This is a genomic window from Pseudomonas sp. B37(2017) (assembly GCF_002112885.1).
Lineage (GTDB): Bacteria > Pseudomonadota > Gammaproteobacteria > Pseudomonadales > Pseudomonadaceae > Aquipseudomonas > Aquipseudomonas paraglycinae.
The window spans coordinates 382,576-404,627 of record NZ_NEIX01000005.1 but is presented as its reverse complement, the minus strand read 5'-3'; the positions used below and the strand labels follow the sequence as shown (position 1 = coordinate 404,627).

General features: G+C 58.9%; 18 protein-coding genes and 5 tRNA genes. 17 read left to right on the top strand and 6 right to left on the bottom strand.

Going from position 1 to position 22,052, the window contains the following annotated elements:
• Window positions 1–90 precede the first annotated feature (90 nt).
• From alaS to CAF90_RS16130, 7 genes are all read left to right on the top strand, one after another.
• Window positions 91–2,709: an alanine--tRNA ligase gene (gene alaS / locus CAF90_RS16160; protein ID WP_085607448.1), complete on the top strand. Its 2,619-nt coding sequence runs from the start codon at window positions 91–93 to the stop codon at window positions 2,707–2,709.
• Between the two features lie 90 nt (window positions 2,710–2,799).
• Window positions 2,800–4,041, top strand: coding sequence for an aspartate kinase (locus CAF90_RS16155; protein ID WP_007951048.1), 1,242 nt, complete (start codon window positions 2,800–2,802; stop codon window positions 4,039–4,041).
• A gap of 187 nt (window positions 4,042–4,228) precedes the next feature.
• A complete protein-coding gene (csrA, locus tag CAF90_RS16150) occupies window positions 4,229–4,417 on the top strand; it encodes a carbon storage regulator CsrA (protein ID WP_002554426.1) in 189 nt (62 codons plus the stop codon).
• A 62-nt stretch (window positions 4,418–4,479) separates the two neighbouring features.
• A tRNA-Ser gene (locus tag CAF90_RS16145) sits at window positions 4,480–4,570 on the top strand.
• A 107-nt stretch (window positions 4,571–4,677) separates the two neighbouring features.
• Window positions 4,678–4,754 (top strand) — tRNA-Arg (locus CAF90_RS16140).
• Window positions 4,755–4,826: 72 nt separating this feature from the next.
• Window positions 4,827–4,903: transfer RNA gene (locus CAF90_RS16135), tRNA-Arg, on the top strand.
• A gap of 72 nt (window positions 4,904–4,975) precedes the next feature.
• A tRNA-Arg gene (locus CAF90_RS16130) sits at window positions 4,976–5,052 on the top strand.
• A gap of 19 nt (window positions 5,053–5,071) precedes the next feature.
• Here the strand turns inward: CAF90_RS16130 and CAF90_RS16125 are convergent.
• Entirely contained in the window at window positions 5,072–5,590 is a 519-nt protein-coding gene (locus CAF90_RS16125) for a cell envelope protein SmpA (protein WP_085607446.1), read from the bottom strand.
• A gap of 320 nt (window positions 5,591–5,910) precedes the next feature.
• On the opposite strand from CAF90_RS16125, the gene mgtE reads away from it, so the two are divergent.
• On the top strand, window positions 5,911–7,353 hold the full coding sequence (gene mgtE, locus CAF90_RS16120; RefSeq protein WP_007960287.1) for a magnesium transporter: 1,443 nt from the start codon (window positions 5,911–5,913) through the stop codon (window positions 7,351–7,353).
• Window positions 7,354–7,467: 114 nt separating this feature from the next.
• Here mgtE and CAF90_RS16115 read toward each other — a convergent pair whose 3' ends face one another.
• Complete coding sequence (locus tag CAF90_RS16115) at window positions 7,468–7,794, bottom strand: Arc family DNA-binding protein (RefSeq protein ID WP_003178899.1); 327 nt, start codon at window positions 7,792–7,794, stop codon at window positions 7,468–7,470.
• 389 nt (window positions 7,795–8,183) lie between these two features.
• On the opposite strand from CAF90_RS16115, the gene phnN reads away from it, so the two are divergent.
• On the top strand, window positions 8,184–8,753 hold the full coding sequence (gene phnN / locus CAF90_RS16110; protein WP_085607472.1) for a phosphonate metabolism protein/1,5-bisphosphokinase (PRPP-forming) PhnN: 570 nt from the start codon (window positions 8,184–8,186) through the stop codon (window positions 8,751–8,753).
• On the opposite strand, the gene CAF90_RS16105 is transcribed toward phnN, so the two are convergent.
• Window positions 8,728–8,907, bottom strand: coding sequence for a PA3371 family protein (locus CAF90_RS16105; protein ID WP_007960291.1), 180 nt, complete (start codon window positions 8,905–8,907; stop codon window positions 8,728–8,730). The two genes, phnN and CAF90_RS16105, sit on opposite strands and share 26 nt — an antisense overlap.
• Window positions 8,908–8,927: 20 nt before the next feature.
• The gene (locus CAF90_RS16100) at window positions 8,928–9,155 is read right to left on the bottom strand and encodes a hypothetical protein (protein ID WP_085607444.1); all 228 of its coding nucleotides are present in this window, start codon (window positions 9,153–9,155) and stop codon (window positions 8,928–8,930) included.
• A 284-nt stretch (window positions 9,156–9,439) separates the two neighbouring features.
• Between CAF90_RS16100 and CAF90_RS16095 the strand changes: the two genes are divergently transcribed.
• Window positions 9,440–9,516, top strand: a tRNA-Arg gene (locus tag CAF90_RS16095).
• A gap of 56 nt (window positions 9,517–9,572) precedes the next feature.
• On the opposite strand, the gene CAF90_RS16090 is transcribed toward CAF90_RS16095, so the two are convergent.
• Window positions 9,573–11,213, bottom strand: a complete 1,641-nt coding sequence (locus CAF90_RS16090) for a methyl-accepting chemotaxis protein (RefSeq protein WP_085607442.1) — start codon at window positions 11,211–11,213, stop codon at window positions 9,573–9,575.
• A 366-nt stretch (window positions 11,214–11,579) separates the two neighbouring features.
• Here CAF90_RS16090 and CAF90_RS16085 point away from each other — a divergent pair, with 366 nt between their 5' ends.
• Genes CAF90_RS16085 through CAF90_RS16075 form a run of 3 tightly spaced genes read left to right on the top strand, consistent with a single transcriptional unit; the run spans window position 11,580 to window position 15,169 of the window.
• Complete coding sequence (locus tag CAF90_RS16085) at window positions 11,580–12,980, top strand: cytochrome c (protein WP_085607440.1); 1,401 nt, start codon at window positions 11,580–11,582, stop codon at window positions 12,978–12,980.
• A gap of 3 nt (window positions 12,981–12,983) precedes the next feature.
• Entirely contained in the window at window positions 12,984–13,538 is a 555-nt protein-coding gene (locus tag CAF90_RS16080; RefSeq protein ID WP_085607438.1) for a sugar dehydrogenase complex small subunit, read from the top strand.
• Window positions 13,535–15,169 carry a GMC family oxidoreductase gene (locus CAF90_RS16075; protein WP_039772094.1) on the top strand — a complete coding sequence of 545 codons (1,635 nt, stop codon included), beginning with the start codon at window positions 13,535–13,537 and terminating at the stop codon, window positions 15,167–15,169. Before CAF90_RS16080 ends, CAF90_RS16075 begins: the two co-directional genes overlap by 4 nt.
• A gap of 75 nt (window positions 15,170–15,244) precedes the next feature.
• On the opposite strand, the gene CAF90_RS16070 is transcribed toward CAF90_RS16075, so the two are convergent.
• Window positions 15,245–16,615 (bottom strand): lysozyme inhibitor LprI family protein, encoded by a 1,371-nt coding sequence (locus tag CAF90_RS16070; RefSeq protein WP_085607436.1) that lies wholly within the window; start codon window positions 16,613–16,615, stop codon window positions 15,245–15,247.
• 215 nt (window positions 16,616–16,830) lie between these two features.
• Here CAF90_RS16070 and CAF90_RS16065 point away from each other — a divergent pair, with 215 nt between their 5' ends.
• From CAF90_RS16065 to CAF90_RS16050, 4 genes are all read left to right on the top strand, one after another.
• Entirely contained in the window at window positions 16,831–18,435 is a 1,605-nt protein-coding gene (locus CAF90_RS16065) for a tetratricopeptide repeat-containing response regulator (protein ID WP_085607434.1), read from the top strand.
• Window positions 18,432–19,124 (top strand): sensor histidine kinase KdpD, encoded by a 693-nt coding sequence (locus CAF90_RS16060; RefSeq protein ID WP_085607432.1) that lies wholly within the window; start codon window positions 18,432–18,434, stop codon window positions 19,122–19,124. The genes CAF90_RS16065 and CAF90_RS16060 overlap by 4 nt, the downstream gene beginning before the upstream one ends.
• Window positions 19,125–19,343: 219 nt before the next feature.
• Entirely contained in the window at window positions 19,344–20,585 is a 1,242-nt protein-coding gene (locus CAF90_RS16055; protein WP_162831797.1) for a glutamine synthetase family protein, read from the top strand.
• Window positions 20,586–20,653: 68 nt separating this feature from the next.
• Complete coding sequence (locus CAF90_RS16050; RefSeq protein ID WP_085607430.1) at window positions 20,654–22,024, top strand: MFS transporter; 1,371 nt, start codon at window positions 20,654–20,656, stop codon at window positions 22,022–22,024.
• The last annotated feature ends 28 nt before the right edge of the window (window positions 22,025–22,052 follow it).

The window sequence follows — 22,052 nt, the reverse complement described above, 5'->3', positions numbered from 1 at the left end:
GCAGGGCCGATATAATGCGGCCCTTTGCCGTCGTTTCGTCTGTTGACGTTTCGTACAGGCCTTTGGCCGCAGCCTCCGTGGAAGAACCTAATGAAAAGCGCAGAAATCCGTGAAGCCTTCCTTCGCTTCTTCGAAGAGCAAGGCCACACCCGTGTAGCCTCCAGCTCTTTGATTCCGGGCAACGACCCAACCCTGCTGTTCACCAACGCGGGGATGAACCAGTTCAAGGACTGCTTCCTGGGCCAGGAAAAGCGCGCGTACACCCGTGCGACCAGCAGCCAGAAATGCGTGCGTGCCGGTGGCAAGAACAGCGACCTGGAAAACGTCGGTTATACCGCCCGTCACCACACCTTCTTCGAAATGCTGGGCAACTTCAGCTTCGGTGACTATTTCAAGCACGACGCGATTACCTTCGCCTGGACCTTCCTGACCGGCGTCCTGAAACTGCCGAAGGAAAAACTCTGGGTCACCGTCTACGCCTCCGACGACGAAGCGTATGACATCTGGACCAAAGAAATCGGTGTGCCGGTCGAGCGCATGATTCGTATCGGCGACAACAAAGGCGCGCCTTACGCCTCCGACAACTTCTGGACCATGGGCGATACCGGCCCGTGCGGCCCATGCACCGAAATCTTCTACGATCACGGCGACCACATCTGGGGCGGCCCTCCGGGTTCGCCGGAAGAAGACGGCGACCGTTACATCGAGATCTGGAACAACGTGTTCATGCAGTTCAACCGCACCGCCGACGGCGTGTTGCATCCGTTGCCAGCGCCGTCGGTCGACACCGGCATGGGCCTGGAGCGGATCAGTGCGGTGATGCAGCACGTCAACTCCAACTACGACATCGACCTGTTCAAGAACCTGCTGAAAGCTTCGGCTGAGGCAATCGGTTGCGAAAATGGCGACCAGTCTTCGCTCAAGGTTGTTTCCGACCACATCCGTTCGTGCGGTTTCCTGATCGCCGACGGCGTGCTGCCGTCCAACGAAGGCCGTGGCTACGTGCTGCGCCGGATCATCCGTCGTGCCTGCCGTCACGGTAACAAGCTGGGCGCCACCGGCAGCTTCTTCTACAAGATCGTTGCGGCACTGGTCGCCGAGATGGGCGAAGCGTTCCCGGAACTGAAGAAGCAGCAATCCAACATCGAGCGCGTGCTCAAGGCCGAAGAAGAGCAGTTCTCCAAGACTCTGGATCACGGCTTGAAGATCCTCGAGCAGGACTTGCTGGAGCTCAAAGGCACCGTGGTGCCGGGCGACGTGGTGTTCAAACTCTACGACACCTACGGTTTCCCGATGGACCTGACCGCGGACATCGCTCGCGAGCGCAGCCTGACCATCGACGAAGTCGGTTTCGAACGCGAGATGGAAGCCCAGCGTGTTCGTGCGCGTTCGGCCAGTTCGTTCGGTCTGGACTACAACACGCTGGTCAAGGTGGATGTGGCCACCGAGTTCACCGGTTACACCGACACCAGCGGTTCGGCAAAAATTGTCGCTATCTATAAAGATGGCCAGTCGGTCGACGTCTTGAATGAAGGCGAAGAGGCGGTGATCGTTCTGAATCAGACGCCGTTCTACGCTGAATCCGGCGGCCAGGTGGGCGATTGCGGTTATCTGCAGGCCGGCAACAGCCGTTTCGACGTGCGCGACACCACCAAGACCGGCGGCGCGTTCCTGCACCACGGCGTGCTGGCGTCCGGCAGCCTGGTCATCGGCGCTCCAGTGGAAACCCACGTCGATGCCGAAGTGCGTCATGCGACTTCGTTGAACCACTCGGCCACCCACCTGCTGCACGCTGCATTGCGTCAGGTACTGGGTGAGCATGTTCAACAGAAAGGTTCGTTGGTCGACAGTCAGCGCCTGCGTTTCGACTTCAGCCACTTCGAAGCGATCAAACCGGAGCAGATCAAGGCGCTGGAAGACATCGTCAACGCCGAGATTCGCAAGAACTCCGCCGTTGAAACCGAAGAAACCGACATCGAAACCGCCAAGCAGAAAGGCGCGATGGCGCTGTTCGGCGAGAAGTACGGCGACAACGTTCGCGTGCTGAGCATGGGCGGTGATTTCTCCGTCGAGCTGTGCGGCGGTATTCACGCCAACCGTACCGGCGACATCGGCCTGCTGAAAATCATCAGCGAAGGCGGTGTGGCATCGGGCGTGCGTCGTATCGAAGCGGTCACCGGCGCTGCGGCGCTGGCTTACTTGAACGCTGCTGAAGAACAACTCAAGGAAGCGGCCAGCCTGGTCAAGGGCAGCCGCGACAACCTGATCGACAAGCTGTCGGCTGTGCTGGAGCGCAACCGTGCGCTTGAAAAGCAGCTCGAGCAGTTGCAGGCCAAGGCCGCTGCTGCCGCAGGCGACGATCTGTCGGCTTCGGCCGTGGACGTCAAGGGCGTGAAAGTGCTGGCCGTGCGTCTGGATGGTCAGGACGGCAAGGCGCTGCTGGCGCTGGTCGATCAGCTGAAAAACAAACTCGGCCGCGCAGTGATCCTGCTCGGCAGTGTCCATGAGGAAAAGGTCGTATTGGTTGCAGGCGTAACCAAGGACCTGACTGGCCAACTCAAAGCCGGTGATTTGATGAAACAGGCTGCTGCGGCAGTGGGCGGGAAGGGCGGTGGTCGTCCGGACATGGCGCAGGGCGGCGGTGTCGACGCCGGCGCGCTGGATGGCGCACTGGCGCTGACCGTTCCATTCGTCGAGCAGGGTTTATAAGACGGCCCGTCGGGCCCGCAGTCTAGTGGCGGGCCCGGCGGCTGTTCGAGTGATTATTGGGCGCCCTTCATGGGCAGAGGCGGCTTTGAAATGGCTTTGATCGTACAGAAATTTGGAGGCACCTCGGTCGGCACTGTCGAGAGAATCGAGCAGGTCGCCGACAAGGTTAAGAAATTCCGCGATGCCGGCGATGACCTGGTGGTTGTGCTGTCTGCAATGAGCGGCGAAACCAACCGTCTGATCGATCTGGCCAAGCAAATCAGTGGCGAAGATCAACCGGTTCCCCGTGAACTGGACGTGATCGTTTCCACCGGTGAGCAGGTGACAATCGCCTTGTTGGCGATGGCGCTGATCAAGCGCGGTGTGCCGGCGGTGTCGTATACCGGCAACCAGGTACGGATCCTGACGGACAGCGCGCACAATAAAGCGCGTATCTTGCAGATTGATGACCAGAAGATCCGCGGTGACTTGAAAGCAGGTCGCGTGGTGGTGGTCGCCGGTTTCCAGGGCGTCGACGAGCACGGCAACATCACGACCCTGGGTCGTGGCGGTTCCGACACCACCGGCGTGGCGCTGGCCGCTGCGCTGAAGGCTGACGAATGCCAGATCTACACCGACGTCGATGGTGTCTACACCACTGACCCGCGTGTGGTATCGGTCGCTCAGCGTCTGGACAAGATCACCTTCGAAGAGATGCTGGAAATGGCCAGCCTCGGTTCCAAGGTGCTGCAGATCCGCGCCGTGGAGTTCGCCGGCAAGTACAACGTTCCGCTGCGCGTACTGCACAGCTTCAAGGAGGGTCCGGGCACCCTCATTACTATTGATGAAGAGGAAACCATGGAACAGCCGATCATTTCCGGCATCGCTTTCAACCGCGATGAAGCCAAGCTGACCATCCGTGGCGTGCCAGACACCCCGGGCGTGGCGTTCAAGATTCTCGGCCCGATCAGTGCCGCGAACATCGAAGTCGACATGATCGTGCAGAACGTCGCGCACGATAACACCACCGACTTCACCTTCACCGTGCACCGCAACGACTACCAGTCCGCGCAAACCGTGCTGGAAAACACCGCTCGCGAGATCGGTGCCCGTGAAGTGGTTGGCGACACCAAGATTGCCAAGGTCTCGATTGTCGGCGTCGGCATGCGTTCCCACGCAGGCGTGGCCAGCCGCATGTTCGAATCCCTGGCAAAAGAAAGCATCAACATCCAGATGATCTCGACCTCGGAAATCAAGGTTTCCGTGGTGATCGAAGAGAAGTACCTGGAACTGGCCGTGCGCGCCCTGCACACGGCTTTCGAACTGGACGCTCCGGCCCGTCAGGGCGAGTAATCCTGGTCAATGAAGGGCGCGGTCTGACCGCGCCCTTTATTTTTTGAATGGCGTGAGCCCTGAACTGTTCTTTTGCTCGCGCTGGTCAATACTCAGGCATGTAGGGCTACGATCGCTCCGGTTGTAGGTCGGGTGCCTTTTTTTTGCAGACTGTTGTCCCTGAAATGATTCGCGTGAGGAGAAAGGTATGCTGATTCTGACTCGTCGGTGCGCAGAAAGCCTGATTATCGGTGATGGCGAAATCACCGTGACCGTGCTCGGCGTTAAAGGAAATCAAGTGCGTATCGGCGTCAACGCCCCGAAAGAGGTGGCCGTGCACCGTGAAGAAATCTATCTGCGTATAAAGAAAGAGAAGGACGAAGAACCAAGCCATTAATTTTTATCGATTTTTATGTTTGCAAACGGGGAAGAAGGTGGTTAATATACGCCCCGTGTTGCGGAGAGCTGGCCGAGTGGCCGAAGGCGCTCCCCTGCTAAGGGAGTACACCTCAAAAGGGTGTCGGGGGTTCGAATCCCCCGTTCTCCGCCATTATTTGCTTAGTACGTTGTAATCTGGCTTTTTCTGTAAGTTGTTGAAATTTATAGAAAAAGTGGTTGGAATAGAGATTAGACGGGCTATAATGCGGCGCAACAAATGCACTCGTAGCTCAGCTGGATAGAGTACTCGGCTACGAACCGAGCGGTCACAGGTTCGAATCCTGTCGAGTGCACCATTTAAGAGTCAATTGCAGCGATGTAAATGACTCGGCATCAACCAGTTGTGATCTGGTCTAAAAACACAAAATGCACTCGTAGCTCAGCTGGATAGAGTACTCGGCTACGAACCGAGCGGTCACAGGTTCGAATCCTGTCGAGTGCACCATTTAAGAGTCAGTTGCAGCAATGCAGATGACTTGGTTACAGCCAGTTGTGGTCTGGTCTAAAAACACAAATTGCACTCGTAGCTCAGCTGGATAGAGTACTCGGCTACGAACCGAGCGGTCACAGGTTCGAATCCTGTCGAGTGCACCATATACCGAAAAGCCCGCGTTTAACGCGGGCTTTTTGCTGTCCGGGATTTGGCTTTTCCCGTCACGCATCCTTTCTCATCAAAATGGATTTGAGCACTGCGGCCTCGCTTGAGGTCGTAACGATAACTCGTTGCCGAATTGCGGATGCTCACCTTGTCGGGTTTGCCCAAGGCGCTTTCAACCTCCTGTTGGCTCATGCCGGCGATGATTCGTTGATTGATGATTGCCTCGCGTTTCTGTCGCGCGTCGATCAGATCTCCACATTTATCGTGAGTGCGCCCGACGACGGCCATTTCTCGCTTTCTGATATTCATACCGGATATTTCTTCGTGCCGGGCTTCGGGTATCAGGGTGACTGTCGAGCCAGGCGAGTAGGGGCGAACTTCCTGCAATGAAAGGTGCTCATCGTTCGCGCAGCTCAGCGTGGTGAACGTGACGCGACCATCAGAAGCTTCGCAGCGATGAAGTGTCGTTGCGCTCCCGATGGCGGGCAGGCAGAGCAGGGTGGTCAGCATGAATCGGGATGTTTTCGATGGCATTCGGCGTCCTCCGTGACGATTGTCCCCAAGCGTAGTCGGCAGTTTTTTCACCGCCGGTGTGTTTTCTTTTCAGGATGAGTCGTCGCAGTGTGAAGGATCAGGACAGCGCTCAGCTTTGTCTCGCAAGCGCTTGTTTCAGCCACTATTTTTTAACGTTTAAAACCGTCAGGCGGTGTATCATTGCGCCCGTCAGCCCCGCCGGGGCTTATGGAAAACCTCCATGGACTTACCCAGTAGTTATTCAGTAACCCGTTTCACCAATCATGAATTGACTGATTGATCCTTCCGGCGTGCCCCGCTGCTGGGAGTGGAGTTCGCCTATGTCCGAAATCGAAGTAAAGAAAACACAGGAAAGCCTGCAGGATCGCCTGGCTCAGGTCGTCGAACTGCTGCAGCGCCAGCGGGTCGTCGAAGACCTGACTCATCGCCAGGAAGGCCCGCATCATGACCGGGTCGAGAACCTGGTCCACCGGCAAAATCTCGTCGAGCTGCAACGCAAGCTCGATGATCTGCACTCCGCTGACGTCGCCTACATCCTTGAAGCCCTGCCGCTGGACGATCGTCTGACGCTCTGGCAACTGGTCAAGGCCGATCGCGACGGCGACATTCTTCTCGAAGTATCCGATTCCGTCCGTGAAACGCTGATCGCCGACATGGACGATCACGAGCTCCTGGCTGCGGCCAAGGACATGGATGCCGACGAACTTGCTGACCTGGCCTCCGAGCTGCCGCGAGACGTCGTCCATGAGCTGATGGAGACTCTGGACCAGCAACAACGCGAACGTGTGCGTTCGGCCCTCTCCTACGACGAGGAGCAGGTCGGTGCGCTGATGGACTTCGAGATGGTGACCATCCGTGAGGATGTCAGTCTCGAAGTGGTTCTGCGTTACCTGCGTCGCCTCAAAGAATTGCCGGGCCATACCGACAAACTGTTCGTCGTCGACTACGACGGCGTGCTCAAGGGCGTGCTGCCGATCAAGCGTTTGCTGGTGAATGACCCGGAGAAACAGGTTTCCGAAGTCATGGCCAGTGACCCGGTGAGTTTTCACCCGGATGAAGACGCCTACGACGCCGCTCAGGCGTTCGAGCGTTACGACTTGATCTCGGCCCCGGTGGTCGACAAGAACGGCAAGCTGATCGGCCGTCTGACCATCGACGAGATGGTCGACCTGATTCGTGAGGAGAGCGAAAGCGAAGTCCTCAACATGGCGGGTCTGCGTGAAGAGGAAGACATCTTCGCCTCCGTCTGGAAATCCCTGCGCAACCGTTGGGCGTGGCTGGCGATCAACCTGATCACTGCATTCGTCGCATCGCGGGTGATCGGCCTGTTCGAAGGTTCGATCGAGAAGCTGGTGGCTTTGGCGGCGCTGATGCCGATCGTGGCAGGCATTGGCGGCAACTCCGGCAACCAGACGATCACCATGATCGTTCGCGCCATGGCGCTCGACCAGGTCAGCACCGGCAACACCTCGCGTCTGATGCGCAAAGAGCTGGCTGTGGCGTTGATCAATGGCCTGGTCTGGGGTGGAGTGATCGGTGTGGTCGCTTACTTGCTCTACGGCAGCTGGTCGTTGGGTGTAGTGATGACTGCCGCCATGACGTTGAACCTGTTGCTGGCGGCGTTGATGGGGGTATTGATCCCGATGACCCTGGCCAAGATGGGCCGCGATCCGGCGATGGGCGCCAGCGTGATGATCACGGCCATGACCGACAGTGGCGGCTTCTTCATCTTCCTGGGACTGGCGACGATTTTCCTGCTCTGACTGACTGCAATGAAACAGCCCGCCGATTGGCGGGCTTTTTTTCGCCCCTGAAAAACCCGAATTGCAGGCAAAAAAAAGCCAGCATTCATGCTGGCTTGAGATGTTCGGTTTGACTCAGGATGCGTCTGCGGCCATTTCGGCGTCGTGGGCGATCAGAGAAACCAGCGCGTTCTGCTGGCGATGGGAGAGCTGGCGGAAGCGTTGCAGCAGCTCGCGTTCGTGCAGCGACAGCTCCGGGCTGTCCAGGCGCATGCTCAGCTCTTCGCCCAGTGCACCTTCCTGAATAAGACTCTGCTCAAGGCGCGCAATGATCTCGGAGTTCATGCTGCGATGATGATTGCGAGCCACCTCGGCAATGCGTTCACGCATTCCGTCTGGCAGACGTACGACGAACTTGTCAGCCGTACGGCTGGAATAAATTGCCTGTTTCAATGGGCGCATATATTTAACCGGTTAGTTCAGGGGAGCGGTTCTCGGGATTGGCCGCAGGATGTGTGGTAGGACAAGCATCCGCGCCAAATGGTTCAACCTGAATTGTTAAGAGGCGCGCATCATGCCTCAAAATTGCCAGATCATTGGCGTCAATTCTGTGACAAATATTGATCCGGGTAAAGGCGTAATGCCAGCACCAATTATCAGAAATGCGGACTGGTTTGAAAAGAAAGCATCGGTCCATATCGCTGACCGCGTCCTGAAACACGTCGACTGATGCCCGAAGGCGTCAGAACGTGCATGCTATGCGGGTTGAATCGTTGTTCCTTACCTTGTACAGGATAGTGGCAAATGGCCGATTTACTAGGGGCAAATGCCCGCCGGAGGGCGTTTTCAGGATGGATGGCAGGCTGATTTACCTGATGGGACCTTCCGGCTCAGGCAAGGACAGTCTGATCGAGGCTGCGCGGGAACCCTTGCGGGCGTTGAACTGCGAAATCATCAGACGAGTGATCACCCGTTCGGCCGAATCCGTGGGTGAGGATGCGATCGGCGTGACGCCCCAGGAGTTCGAGCAGCGTCAGCGCGCCGGCGAGTTTGCACTGGCGTGGGAGGCCAATGGTCTCGCCTACGGGATTCCGGTGGAAATGGACCAATGGTTGAAAGCCGGGAAACACGTCCTGGTGAACGGCTCTCGGGCGAACCTCCGGCAGGCGCTGGAAAGCTATCCGACACTGGTGCCGGTGTTGCTGACGGTTCGAGATAACGTCTTGCGTGAGCGCCTGCTCCGGCGTGGCCGGGAGACGCTTGAGCAGATCGATGCGAGGCTGGCCCGCAACACGCTATTCAAGGACAGGCGATCAACCGATAGCCCTGTGCACCTGATCGACAACTCGGGCGACCTGGCCGACGCCGTCCATCATCTGCTGGAGCTGGTCAGGCTTAGCGCAATACCGGATCAAACTTGATCTTGCGACCGGCCACCAGCGCCAATACGAACAGCGCCGAGAAGACGCCGCAACCGATCAGCGGCAGGGATATTTCGGTTTCCTCGAACAGCGAAAAATGCCCGAGGCCACTCAATAAGGCGAGGATCAGAAATCCTGCAGCTGACTTGGACATGCTGTACTCCTGAAGATATTTCAAAACACCAGACGTTCAGTCGAATGCGCCGGCAACGCCTGTTCAGACTCGCTGACCGCTTGCGGGGCGAAGCTCTGATCGCTCAACACCGCCCATTGCGGCGCCTTCTGCACTTGCAGGTAATGCGGCATGCGCCCGGCCACTTCCTCGTTGTCCTCGGGGACGAAGTGAAAGCCCACCAGGACAGCCAGTGCGATTGCGTTTGCGAACACGAGGGCGCTGTTCATGAGACGAGTCTCCGATTGTTCTTTTATATCAACCGGTAAAGCAGCCGTCGTGCCAATAGTCTAACCGCTGTTAAGTCCTTTAAAAACAAGCATTTAACAGGGTTTTTCGAAGAGGGCGCATTGCATTCTGCAATGATGGCTTTTTGCGGTGATGCAAATTGCACGGTAAAACGTCCGGCCACCTTGCAGGGCGCCTGCCTACACTTAAAAACCCCTGCGGACGACATGACAAATCAGGGCCCGGCCGTTAACATGCACGCCGTCTGTCGCACCGACAGTCCTGTGTCCCAGTAGCTCAATTGGATAGAGCATCCCCCTCCTAAGGGGAAGGTTGGCAGTTCGAACCTGCCCTGGGACACCATCTATTGAAAAGCCCCGCGCAGAGTGATCTGCGCGGGGCTTTTTGTTTTCACGAATTTATAAGCGGAAGCGACTGACCATTGTGTTGAACGACGCCGCCAGGTTGGAGAGTTCCTGAGTCGAGGCGCTGGTCTGATGCGCGCCTGCCGCTGTCTGGGTGGAAAGATCCTGAATGTTGACCAGATTTCGGTCCACTTCACGAGCAACGTGTGCCTGTTCTTCCGAGGCTGTCGCGATGACGAGGTTGCGGTCATTGATCTGCGAGATGCCGTCGGCAATCAGCTCCAGGGCCTGGCCGGTCGCTTGCGCCAGTGACTGGGTTTCGCTGACCAGCGCCTGGCTTTTCCCCATGGCGCCGACGGCCTCGTCTGCACTGTTGCGAACGTCGTTGATCATGCCTTCGATTTCCCCCGTCGAAGCCTGGGTTCTCGCCGCCAGGGCTCTTACCTCGTCGGCAACGACGGCAAAACCTCGACCTTGCTCACCCGCGCGTGCAGCCTCGATGGCGGCGTTAAGCGCCAGCAGATTGGTTTGCTCTGCTATCCCCCTGATGACATCCAGAACCTTGCCGATGTCCCGTACTTTCTCTGCCAGATCCTTGACCATGGTCGTGGAGGTAGCGATTTCCGTGGTTGCATGGTTGATCGCGGCAACGGCGTTTCGCGCCTGGTCGCGGCCGTTGCTGGCTTCCCGGCTGGTGGTCTGGGAGGCCTCGGAAGTGGATACCGCGTTGCGCGCAACCTCCTCCACAGCGGAGGTCATCTCCGTGACGGCGGTCGCAGCCTGCTGGATCTCGTCATTCTGACGTATCAAGCCACGGCTTCCATTGTCAGTGACGGCGGTGAGTTCTTCTGCAGCTGAAGCCAGTTGATCTGCCGCGCTGGCGATCTGCTGGATAGTGCTTTTCAGACTGCCCTGCATCTCGGCCAGGGCCGTGAGCAACTGACCGGCCTCGTCGCGGCCGGTGCTGGCGATGTTTTGAGTCAAGTCGCCCCCAGCGATGCTTCGGGCGCTTTCAACGGCTTTGGAAATGGGGCGGCTGATCAGTCGGCTGATGAACAGGCCGAGCAAAATTGCAGCGACGAAGGCCAGCACGATGCCGATGTACAGCGACGTCTTGGCGGAAGACTCCGTAAGAACCGATCGTTTTGCGGCTTCGCTGACTTGCATATCGTTGGAGTTGGTCATGATGGTCAATTCGTCCATGACGACGCGGTAGTTTTTCTGCAGGTCGCCGAGCAGCAGTTCGCGGCCATTTTCCAGGTCGCCGGCCTTCATCAGGGCCAGATACCTTTGCACGATCGCCTGGTAAACGGGCCAGGCTTTTTCCATTCGGTCACCGGCCGCACGTTCGTCGTCGGCAAGCTCGGTTTTTCGGTATTCGGCAAAGGCTTTTTCGCTCGCCAACTGGTTGGCGCTCATCGAGGCGAGGAATTCGTCCTTGGTGCTCTGTGGCAGGTTGGCGGCTGTGGCGACGTAAAGCCGATACATGTCACGGGTCTGTCCGACAGCCTTGATTTTGGTCTGCGCAATGTTGGCGACGGCGACCAGGTTGTTGCCGAACACCGATCTGAGGCTCGTCGAAAGCTCGGTCACTCCCCGGCTTCCCAGCAGGCCCACCCCCAAAGTAATGAAGGCGCACGCCGCGAAGGCCGTGATCAATTTCGTGGAAAGTCTTGCGTCATTCAACCAACTCATAAGGGGCATCCTGCTGACATGTGGGGGCGGGTCAATATCGAGCGCAGCTCGTAGGTAAATGACGTGTCGTCGTACATCTTTCGGCTGCGGAGTCCACAACTGTAGGGTTACCAGTTGTTTCTTATCTAAATATATTCCGCATTAAACCCCCTTGTAACCAGCGTTTTAGAGCATTCAGCACATACATACAAAAGATGGCACTTGGCCTTTTCTATTTGTTGCCAAGTGTTACATTGTGTGGAATATTCCAATAAATACGTACGACATCGTACCTCTTCGTCCTCGGTTTACGAGATGGCGAGGATGCCGTGTTCGTGCTCGCCGGAACCGTGAAAAAAAAGAACGAAGCAGCCTAGGGTAGGACTCATGTCGCGTCGCATTGATAAAGGGAAACGCAGGGGGTACGCCTCTGCCGGATTGGTTACGCTGCTGATCGCCATAGCTGGCACCGCGTACGGCGAGACGCTCGACAGCACCGCGTCGGTGGGCAAGCGTCTGGCGGTAGCCGCTGACTGTGTGGCTTGTCATACGGCGCCAGGCGGCAAGGCTTTTGCGGGTGGCTATCCGCTCGGCTCACCGATGGGCACGATCTACTCGACCAACATCACGCCTTCGAAAACGGCGGGTATCGGCAATTACACGTCTGAGCAATTCGCCCGTGCGGTGCGTGACGGGGTGGCGGCCGATGGCACTCGGTTGTACCCGGCGATGCCCTACACCTCTTATTCGAAGATGACCGACAGCGACATTGCTGCGCTCTACGACTACTTCATGCATGAGGTGACGCCGGTCGATACGCCGAACCAGAAAACCGCTCTGGATTTCCCGTTCAATATTCGTGCATCGATGATTGGCTGGAACGCGCTGTTCCACAGCAAAACACGCTTCACACCGGATCCGGCCAAGTCCGCCGAGGTCAATCGTGGCGACTATCTGGTCAACGGCCTGGCTCACTGCGACACCTGTCATACACCGCGCAATGTCCTGATGGCGGCCGACAGCGCAAAACCGTTGGCCGGCGGATCGCTGGGCAGTTGGTATGCCCCCAATATCACTTCCGACAAAGTCAGCGGCATCGGTGCCTGGTCAAACGACGAGATCGTGGCGTATCTGCGTACCGGTCACGTCGAGGGCAAGGCCCAGGCGGCAGGTCCAATGGCCGAAGCGGTGGAGAACAGTCTGCAGCATCTGAGCGATGTGGATCTCAAAGCCATCGCGGCCTATCTGCTGCAGACGGCGCCGATCAAGACCGGAGAGAGCAAGGCCCGGCACGAGTACGGTCAGGCTTCGGTCGATGAATTGACGCTGCGCGGAGGCAAACCGGGGGACAACCCGGGCTGGCACATTTTCAGTGGCACTTGCGCCAACTGCCATCAGCCGAACGGTCAGGGCACCCGGGAATATCCATCGCTGTTTCACAACACCGCCACCAGTCGCAGCGACAACCTGATTGCGGCCATCGTGTATGGCGTGCACCGCGAAGTCGACGGTGTGGCCATCGACATGCCGGGTTTCGGCCCTGACGCGCTGTTCACCGACCGCCTGAACGACCAGCAGATTGCCGACGTCAGCAACTACGTGCTGTCGCGCTACGGCAATGCCGACACGATTGTCACCGCCGCCGATGTGGCGCAGGTACGGGAAGGTGGTCCCAAGGCACCGCTGGCAGTGATGGCGAAGTTTACGATCCCGGTCATCATTCTCGTGTGCTTGCTGATCGGCCTGGGCGCATGGGCCTTGATGGCACGTCGGCGCAAGGAGGCCTGAGCAATGGACACTTCAATGACGCACAAACACGAAAAAATTCAAACCGAAAGCTCGACGGGGCTCACTCGCCGCAATCTGTTGCGCGGTTCCGTGACGCTGGGGCTGGCGGCGATGATCGGCAGTGCGCTGCCCTGGCAATCGGTGCTGGCAGCCCAGGTATCGAGCGACGATTTCATTGCGCTGTCGCAGTTTCTGGTCAGTCCTGCGGTCAATCCGGTTCTGGCCGGTCGTTACTACGCCGCACTGGAAAAGCGCGCGCCGAATTTCTCGACCAATGTAATTGCCCTGAAGCAATTGATCGGCGCACAGGGGTACAGGCATGTCGACGAATACCTGGCGCAGCCGAATCCGGATCCATCGCTGCGAGCCACGGCCACCAGCATCATTTCCGCCTGGTATCTGGGCATTGTCGGTGAGCCGGCGGATGCCGAGCTGATCAGCTATTCCCTCGCCATGATGTATCAGCCCACTCACGGCATTCTCATCATTCCAACCTACGGTGGCGGCCCGGATTCATGGGGTCCCAAACCAGCAGTCAATCAGGACTCGACAGTATGAGCAGCGATCAATTCGATGCCGATGTGGTGATCATCGGCTCCGGTGTCATGGGCGGCCTGATCGCCACGGGCCTGGCCAAAGCGAACAAGTCGGTGATCGTGCTCGAGGCCGGTCCTCGGGTGAATCGCCGTGATGTGGTGGAAACGTTCCGCAATGCTCCGGTGAAACTCTCGCTGGCCAATGCGAAGCTGCAGGGTGCCGGGTCGCCTTATCCGAGCCTGCCCCATGCGCCCTCTACCTATGGCGACTATCTGCAGCAGGTAGGGCCGGTGAAATACAACACCTCTTATCTGCGTGTGGTGGGCGGCACCACCTGGCATTTCGGGTCATCGCTGTGGCGCATGCTGCCCAACGATTTTCGTCTCAAGTCGTTGTATGGCCGTGGTCGTGACTGGCCCATCAGTTATGACGAACTGGAACCGTATTACGCTCGAGCTGAAATCGAACTGGGCGTTTCCGGCGTCGACGGCCAGGACGAAAGCGGGCAGGGCGGAGACGCCTATCCACCGCGCTCGATTCCCTATCCGATGGAAGGCCTGAAACCGAGCTACATGTTCAAGCGCCTTTCCGAATTGCTCAGCAAGGGCGGGTATAACCCGATCCTCGAGCCGAATGGCCGGGCAACCCGCCCCTATGGCAAACGGCCTCCCTGCGCCGGCAACAACAACTGCAACCCGGTGTGCCCGATCGCGGCGAAGTACGACGGTTCGATGCATATCGATGAAGCCGAGCGTCATGGCGCCAAGGTGCTAGACAACTCCGTGGTCTACAAGATCGAGGCGGGCGACGATGGAAAGATCACCGCGATCTGGTACATGCGCCCCGACAAGTCCAAACACAAACTGACCGCACGGGCCTTTGTGCTGGCGGCTTACGGTATCGAGTCGCCGAAGCTGCTGTTGATGTCGACCTCGGAAAAGTATCCGAACGGGATTGCCAACTCGTCGGATCAGGTCGGGCGCAACCTGATGGATCACACCGGCATCAGCATGAACGTCATGACCAAGGAAGACATGTGGCCGGGCGAAGGGCCGACGCAATTGCTGGTTTATCTGAACAGCCGCGATGGTGCGTTTCGCAACGATTATCCGAGCTACAAGATCAAGGTGCGCAACACCGTGCCGACGTCGCAGATCACTTCGAACCTGATTGCCAAAGGCGTGCTGGGCTCGAAGCTCGATGAGCAGATCCGGCTGCAATCGGCGCGCTCCCTGAACTGGGCTGTCGACTTCGAAACCTTGCCACTGCCGGAAAACCGGGTCACCCCGAGCAAGACCAAGTTCGACGCAATCGGTCTGCCGGTTCCCGAGATCTACTACAGCGTTCCCGACTACTGGCACGCCGGCAAAGAGAAGGCTCTGGAGGACTTCAAACAGTTTGCGAAACTGCTCGACGCCGACATCCTCAGCACCGACACGGGCTTCCAGAATCGGCAGCACATCATGGGCACCACCATCATGGGCGATGACCCGAAAGACTCCGTGGTGGACCGCGATTGCCGCAGTCACGACCATTCCAATCTGTTCATCGCGGGCACGAGCGTCATGCCATCGTCCTCCTGCGTGAACCCGACGCTGACAGGTGCGGCGTTGAGTATCCGGATTGCCGATGTGTTGGTGGCGGAGGTCTGAGAAGCGCCCTGAATTGAAAAGCCCCATGCAGAGAAAACTGGTGGGGCTTTTTTGTATTTCGAAGGGCGCGAAGCTTTAGAGACTTTCAGCTCCGCCTTCGGTTTTGCCGACTGATGTGCTGACCTGGGTGATATGTCGGCGCCCGTTCACTGAATAACTGCGCTGCGGATCTTCGGACTCCGGCTTGCGCATCAACAGTAACGCAGGAAGACCGTTTTTTTCGTCGTAGGTACCGAACCAGTTGATCAGTCTTGCGACATAACAATCATCACCAATGATCACGGGGAAGTCGGCGACAGGTTCGATCGCGTAGTAGCTCGCACCGTAGCCGTAGTACTCCTCAATGTCCTTGGCGGATTGGGGGATGGGGCAGAGCGGCTTTTTCTGCTGTCCCGTCATCCCCGCATGTGCGTCCAGACCGGTCACAGCTTTGGCGAGCACCTTCTGCAGGGACGGTTCCAGTTCGTAGGCTTTATCGCTGTCCTCGATGTACTGAGTTTGCGGAACGGTCAGTTGGTAGTCGTAGCGCACGCTGATCGTCGGCACCTGCCGGTTGATCTTCAGGGGGTTGAGCAGGTAGACCTGATCTTCGCCGTAGCTGCCGTTCTGGTAGGCGAAATAGATTTTTCCGCGAGCACCGATCAGGTACACGGCCTGATTGGCACCGCGGTCATTGGTATAGAAAAGGACGCTGTCGTTACTGTTCTGAGGGGCAATCTCAGCCTTTCTCCTGATAAACCTGCTGTCGCCCCGACGCCAGGTTTCCGTGTAATGAAACATCCCGGTTCCGCCGGCGTAGGTTTCCACGATGAGGTCGCGCTGGCCGTCACCATCCAGATCCATCAGGGTGTACGAGGTTTGGCCGGACTCTGCGGCCCCCTTGATGTCGGATGCTTGCAGTGCTTTCCACTCGTCTTGCGTGACATCTTTGGGGATGATCGTGGGGAAGAGCGGTTGCTCATCCTCATCCAGCTCGGCTGAAAACGAGCTGCCGACGTAGCCAAGGGTCAGAGAATCCAGCGCCCGCTCCAGCGCAAACTCCGGATTCTCCTTGCTCATCTCCCGAACCCGCTGCTGCAGATCCTCCATGACCTGTTTATCGATCTCGTCCGGTTTGTAGGCCACCGCGTCGATCCACTGCGCGTGCAAGACCTGCAAACGATCCTGATAACGCTGGCTCAGACAACTGACCTCCTCGCCACATCGATCACGCTCCTTCAGCCACTGACGCTGGGCCTTTTTCACGTCGGCCTGCGCCTGTGCAGCCTTCATCAATTTCCGGTAAGCCGCCCCCATCTGCGCATCCAGCTCATACAACGGCTTCTCCGCGCAAATCGCTTTCTCCACAACACTCGCCGCCTTTGTGCAGTCCATTCCGCTCGCCAGTGCCTGCTGAAAAAACAGCAGCGCACAGGCCGACACGATGTAGCGTCCCTTGATGTACACGATGAATCCTTTGCCGTTGGAAGGTGAGAACCGCCGCGCAGGGTAATCCTTGCGCAACGAATCTTGAACCCTCGCTTCAAGAGAACCGCTGATCCGGCCGATAACCCGTTCGGTGACTTCAGAGTCGCGCGAAATCGCTTGATAGCATTTGGCCGGCAGCTATCATCTGCGCGCCTGGAAATGGTCCATCCTCTTCAATTGCCTGGAAATCCTCGATGCTGTCGTATCACCAAAAGAGTTTTCTGATCGTCGATGATTTCTCGGATTTCCGCAGTTCCGTGCGTTCCATGTTGCGCGAGTTGGGCGTCAAGGATGTGGACACCGCCGACACCGGTGAGCAGGCGCTGAAAATGTGTGCGCAGAAGTCCTACGATTTCATCCTCCAGGACTTCCACCTCGGTGACGGCAAGAAGAACGGTCAGCAGGTGCTGGAAGACCTGATGATGGAGAAGCTGATCAGCCACGAAGCGGTGTTCGTGATGGTCACGGCCGAGACCAGTCAGGCGATGGTGCTCAGTGCCCTGGAGCACGAGCCGGACGCGTACCTGACCAAACCGTTCAACCGCTCCGGCCTCGCTCAGCGGCTGGAGCGTCTGGAGCAGCGCAAGACCCTGCTCAAGCCGATTCTGCAAGCTCTCGACCGTGGCAAACCGGTCGAAGTGCTCAACGCCTGCATCGCCCTGTGCAAACAGGACATCCGCTATTCGCCGCTGTGCCTGCGCTATCGCGCCGATGCGCTGCGCGACATGAACCAGAACGAAGCGCTCGAGCGCCTATACGACGGCATCATCGCCGACCGGCCGTTGCCGTGGGCGTTTGCCGGGTTGGGCAAATTGCTGTTCAAGCGCGGGCAGGTCAGTCAGGCCAAGGGCGTTTACGAAAAAGCCCTGAAGGTCTTCCCGATGATGCCGGCGCTGTACGACGGCATGGCCGACGTGCTGGTCGCCGAAGGCGATACCAAAGGCGCGCAGCAAGTGCTGGAGGAGGCGATTCGCCTGTCGCCGCTGGCGGTGCGCCGTCAGGCGTTGCTGGGCAAGCTGGCGATGGCCAACGAAGATTTCGACACCGCCTCCCGGGCTTATCGCCAGGCGGTGAATCAGGGCGCGCAATCGCGCTTCAAGGATCCGGAAAGCAATCTCGGCCTGGCCCACGCGCTGATCAGCAAGGGCAGCGAACGCGGGCTCGACACCCGCACGCGTCTGGAGATCAACACCACACTGAGTGCGGTGGCGAAAGAAAACCCGACCGATCCGGGCCTGCAGATTCGCGCGCGTCTGATGAAGGCCACGAGCCTGTTGCTCAACGATGCCGAGACCGCCGAGAAGCTCACCGAACAAGCGCTGATGCGCCTCGACGGCATGGAACAGTTCATGAGCCCCGAGGCGGCGCTGCTGGTCGCCAAGCAATTGCAGATGCTCGGCCAGGCCGAGGCGGGCACTTCGATGCTCAAGAGCTGTGCGGAAATCTACGGCGATGACCCGACGGTGATGAAAGACATCGCCAAGCTCACCGACGACCCGACTATTCTCAGCTCCAGCAACGCTGCCGCCGACCTCAACCGTCAGGGCGTGCGCGTGTACAAGACCGGCAACCTGGTGGAGGCCCGCGAGGTGTTCCGCAAGGCGCTGAAGATGCAACCGAAGAACATCAGTATCGCGCTGAACATGGCCCAGTCGCTGCTGCACGGCACCGACACCAATGTGCCGTCGGCGGAGCTGGAAGAATGTCGGGCCTGCCTGAAACTGGTGGGCATGATGCCCGATACCGACGCGCGTTATCCGCGTTATCAGAAGCTGAAAAGCAAGGCGTTTGGCGAATGAACCAAGACGAGCAGGCACTGGATTTTTCCACGGTGATCGCCTCCACCGTGCACGACATGAAGAACTCTCTGGCGATGCTGATGCAGGCCCACAGCCAATGGCTGACGCGTCTGCCCGAGGCGCAGCGCCAAGGGGCGGAGCAGGGCGTGATCGACTTCGAGTTCGCCCACCTCAATGGCATGCTGGTGCAGTTGCTCGGGCTGTACAAGCTCGGGGTGAATCAGATGCCTTTGCAGCCGGCCTATCACGAGCTGGACGATTTCATCGAGGCGCAACTGGCGGCGCATCAGGAAGTGTTCGCCAGTCGTGGAATCATCGCCACTTACGAAGTCGATCCGCTCAGTCCCTTGGGCTTTTTCGACCGTGAACTGATCGCCTCGGTGCTGGGCAACTGCATCAACAACGCGATCCGCTACGCCCGTGAATCGCTGCTGATCACCGTCAGCGACGAAGCCGGTCAACTGGTGCTGAGCATCAATGACGACGGCGACGGTTACCCGGCCGAAATGCTCGAGCGTCAGTCCGATTACGTGCAGGGCATCAACCACAGCAGTGGCAGCACCGGCCTTGGTCTGTACTTCGCCGGACGCATCGCCGCGCTGCATCAGCGCAACGGTGTTGGCGGCCGGACCGAGATCCGTAATGGCGGCCCGTTGGGCGGTGGCGTGTTCAGTATTTACCTGCCCTGAATCACGGATTCATCGACCGGAATTCTTTTTGTTGGCTGCTGCTTGATATTCCGAACAGCCGAAGCCTATTTTGTCCGGGTCGCCGTTCGCGGCTCGCACAATAACAAGGATTGCGTCATGACAACCGATGGCCAGCGTTCACTCGCGCAGCGATTGACGGGCATTGATGAGATTGAATGTGTCACGCCGGATTTGAATGGTGTGCCACGGGGCAAGGTAATGACCGCCGAGGGCTTCCTCGAAGGGCGGCGTTTGCAGTTGGCCCGGGGGGTGCTGCTGCAATGCATCATGGGCGGTTATCCCGCCGCCAAATTCTATGGCAGCGATGACGGCGATCTGGCGCTGGTGGCCGATCCTGCGCAGATCCATCCGTTGCCTTGGAGCGAAGAGCCACGGGCCTTTGCCATCTGTGATGCCGACGAGCTGACCGGCGAAAGCTCCAACCTGTCGACCCGTGGTCAGCTCAAGAAAGTCATTGCCCGCTACGCAGCCCTCGGTCTGGCGCCGGTGGTGGCGACCGAACTCGAATTCTTTGTGTTCGCTCCTAACACCGACCCGACCCAGCCGTTCCAGCCGCCCGTCGGTCTCGACGGTCGTCGCGAGGACGGTCACTCGGCGTTCAGCGTCAGCTCCAATAACGGTCTGCGGCCGTTCTTCAGTGAAGTCTATAAATGCATGGCGGCCCTCGGCCTGCCGCGCGATACCTTCATGCACGAAATGGGCGTCAGCCAGTTCGAGATCAACCTGCTGCACGGTGATCCGCTGCTGCTGGCCGACCAGACCTTCCTGTTCAAGCACCTGCTCAAGGAAGTCGCGCTCAAGCACGGCCTGACCGTGGTGTGCATGGCCAAGCCGCTGGCGCACACGCCGGGCAGTTCGATGCACATTCACCAGAGCATCGTCGAGATCGGCAGCGGCAAGAATGTGTTCAGTGATGCGGACGGTCAGCCGACCGCGATGTTCCGCCACTTCATCGGCGGGCAGCAGGCGGGCATGGCTGACTTCACCGCGCTGTTTGCGCCGAACGTCAATTCCTATCAGCGCCTGTGCCATCCGTTTGCTTCGCCGAACAACGCTTGCTGGTCCCACGACAACCGCGCTGCCGGCCTGCGTATTCCGGCCAGTTCGCCGGTCGCCCGTCGGGTCGAGAACCGTTTGCCGGGCGCCGATGCCAACCCGTATCTGGCCATCGCTGCGAGCCTGGCCGCCGGCTTGTACGGCATCGAGCATGAGCTGGAGCCAAGCGAAGCGATTCAGGGCGAGTTCGACGTGCCGGACCATCTTTCGCTGCCGTGTACCTTGCACGCGGCGCTCGAACGTCTGAAGCGCAGCCAGCTTGCAAAGGAACTGTTCGGCACGGAGTTCATCGAAGGCTACATCGCTTCGAAGACCATGGAGTTGACCAGTTTCTTTGACGAAATCACTCCCTGGGAACGCCGTGTTCTAGCAGCCCAGGCCTGACGAAATGTCGCCGTCGGGCTATCGTTTGATAGCCCGATACTTACCGCAAGGAGCCGCTCGGAACGCCGATGCGCCAAATCTGGAAATCCTTTCGAGCGCTGTATTTCGCCTCGCTGATGATGTTGATCGGCTCGGGCCTTCTTTCTACTTATCTGGCTTTGCGTCTGGCTGCCGACCATGTCGACGGGTTGTGGGTCGGTGCGTTGATGGCGGCCAACTATTTCGGTCTGGTGCTGGGCGGCAAGATCGGTCACCGCCTGATTGCCCGGGTCGGGCATATCCGCGCCTACTCGGCGTGTGCCGGGATCGTCGGCGCGGCGGTGCTCGGTCATGGTCTGGTGGACTGGCTGCCGGCCTGGCTGGTGCTGCGGACCATCGTTGGTCTGGGCATGATGTGCCAATACATGGTCATCGAGAGCTGGCTGAACGAGCAGGCCGACGCCAATCAGCGCGGTCTGGTGTTCAGCGGCTACATGATCGCGTCGTACCTGGGGCTGGTGCTCGGTCAGCTGATTCTGGTCATGCACCCGGGCCTTGGCCTGGAACTGCTGATGCTGGTCGCGCTGTGTTTCGCCCTGTGTCTGGTGCCGGTGGCGCTGACCCGGCGGATTCACCCGGCACCACTGCATCCGGCGCCGATGGAGCCGCGCTTCTTTATCAAGCGCGTGCCGCAGTCGCTGAGCACGGTGCTCGGGGCCGGGCTGATCATCGGTTCGTTCTACGGTCTGGCGCCGCTGTATGCCTCGCAGCAGGGGCTGTCCACCGAGCAGGTCGGTCTGTTCATGGGTAGCTGCATTTTTGCCGGGCTGGTGGTGCAATGGCCGCTGGGCTGGTTGTCCGACCGCTATGACCGGGCGCTGCTGATCCGCTGTTTTGCTTTCTTCCTGGCGATTGCCGCGTTGCCGCTGGCGATTCTGCCGCAGGTGCCGCTGGAGGTGCTGTTCGTGGTCGGCTTCCTCTGCTCGCTGGTGCAGTTTTGCCTGTACCCGTTGGCGGTGGCGTTCTCCAACGACCACGTCGAAGGCGAGCGCCGGGTGTCGCTGACGGCAATGTTGCTGGTGACTTACGGCGTGGGGGCGAGTATCGGGCCGCTGGCGGCCGGGGTGCTGATGAAACTGTTCGGGCCGCAGAGCCTGTATGCGTTCTTCACCTTTTTCGCGTTGGTGCTGGTGTGGCGGATCCGCCCGAAAGCCGTGACCAATCTGCACCAGGTCGACGATGCACCGCTGCATCACGTGGCGATGCCGGACAGCATGTCCAGTTCGCCGCTGGTAGCAGCGCTTGATCCGCGGGTTGACGAGCAGGTGGTGCAGGAGCAGATGCAGAATACGGTCGCTCCTGAACCGGAGCCAGAACCTGAACCAGAGCCAGAATCTGCCGCGCCCACCGACTCGACAGTCGAAGACGAGGGGCCGGACATCACTCCCGCCAAGCCGTGATCCGGGCATAAAAAACGGGCAGTCACCG

Bases quoted from the DNA above. Each gene is read 5' to 3' on its own strand.
- alaS (WP_085607448.1), top strand. From the start codon at position 91: ATGAAAAGCGCAGAAATCCGTGAAGCCTTCCTTCGCTTCTTCGAAGAG.
- CAF90_RS16155 (WP_007951048.1), top strand. From the start codon at position 2,800: ATGGCTTTGATCGTACAGAAATTTGGAGGCACCTCGGTCGGCACTGTC.
- csrA (WP_002554426.1), top strand. From the start codon at position 4,229: ATGCTGATTCTGACTCGTCGGTGCGCAGAAAGCCTGATTATCGGTGAT.
- CAF90_RS16125 (WP_085607446.1), bottom strand. From the start codon at position 5,590: ATGCCATCGAAAACATCCCGATTCATGCTGACCACCCTGCTCTGCCTG.
- mgtE (WP_007960287.1), top strand. From the start codon at position 5,911: ATGTCCGAAATCGAAGTAAAGAAAACACAGGAAAGCCTGCAGGATCGC.
- CAF90_RS16115 (WP_003178899.1), bottom strand. From the start codon at position 7,794: ATGCGCCCATTGAAACAGGCAATTTATTCCAGCCGTACGGCTGACAAG.
- phnN (WP_085607472.1), top strand. From the start codon at position 8,184: ATGGATGGCAGGCTGATTTACCTGATGGGACCTTCCGGCTCAGGCAAG.
- CAF90_RS16105 (WP_007960291.1), bottom strand. From the start codon at position 8,907: ATGTCCAAGTCAGCTGCAGGATTTCTGATCCTCGCCTTATTGAGTGGC.
- CAF90_RS16100 (WP_085607444.1), bottom strand. From the start codon at position 9,155: ATGAACAGCGCCCTCGTGTTCGCAAACGCAATCGCACTGGCTGTCCTG.
- CAF90_RS16090 (WP_085607442.1), bottom strand. From the start codon at position 11,213: ATGAGTTGGTTGAATGACGCAAGACTTTCCACGAAATTGATCACGGCC.
- CAF90_RS16085 (WP_085607440.1), top strand. From the start codon at position 11,580: ATGTCGCGTCGCATTGATAAAGGGAAACGCAGGGGGTACGCCTCTGCC.
- CAF90_RS16080 (WP_085607438.1), top strand. From the start codon at position 12,984: ATGGACACTTCAATGACGCACAAACACGAAAAAATTCAAACCGAAAGC.
- CAF90_RS16075 (WP_039772094.1), top strand. From the start codon at position 13,535: ATGAGCAGCGATCAATTCGATGCCGATGTGGTGATCATCGGCTCCGGT.
- CAF90_RS16065 (WP_085607434.1), top strand. From the start codon at position 16,831: ATGCTGTCGTATCACCAAAAGAGTTTTCTGATCGTCGATGATTTCTCG.
- CAF90_RS16060 (WP_085607432.1), top strand. From the start codon at position 18,432: ATGAACCAAGACGAGCAGGCACTGGATTTTTCCACGGTGATCGCCTCC.
- CAF90_RS16055 (WP_162831797.1), top strand. From the start codon at position 19,344: ATGACCGCCGAGGGCTTCCTCGAAGGGCGGCGTTTGCAGTTGGCCCGG.
- CAF90_RS16050 (WP_085607430.1), top strand. From the start codon at position 20,654: ATGCGCCAAATCTGGAAATCCTTTCGAGCGCTGTATTTCGCCTCGCTG.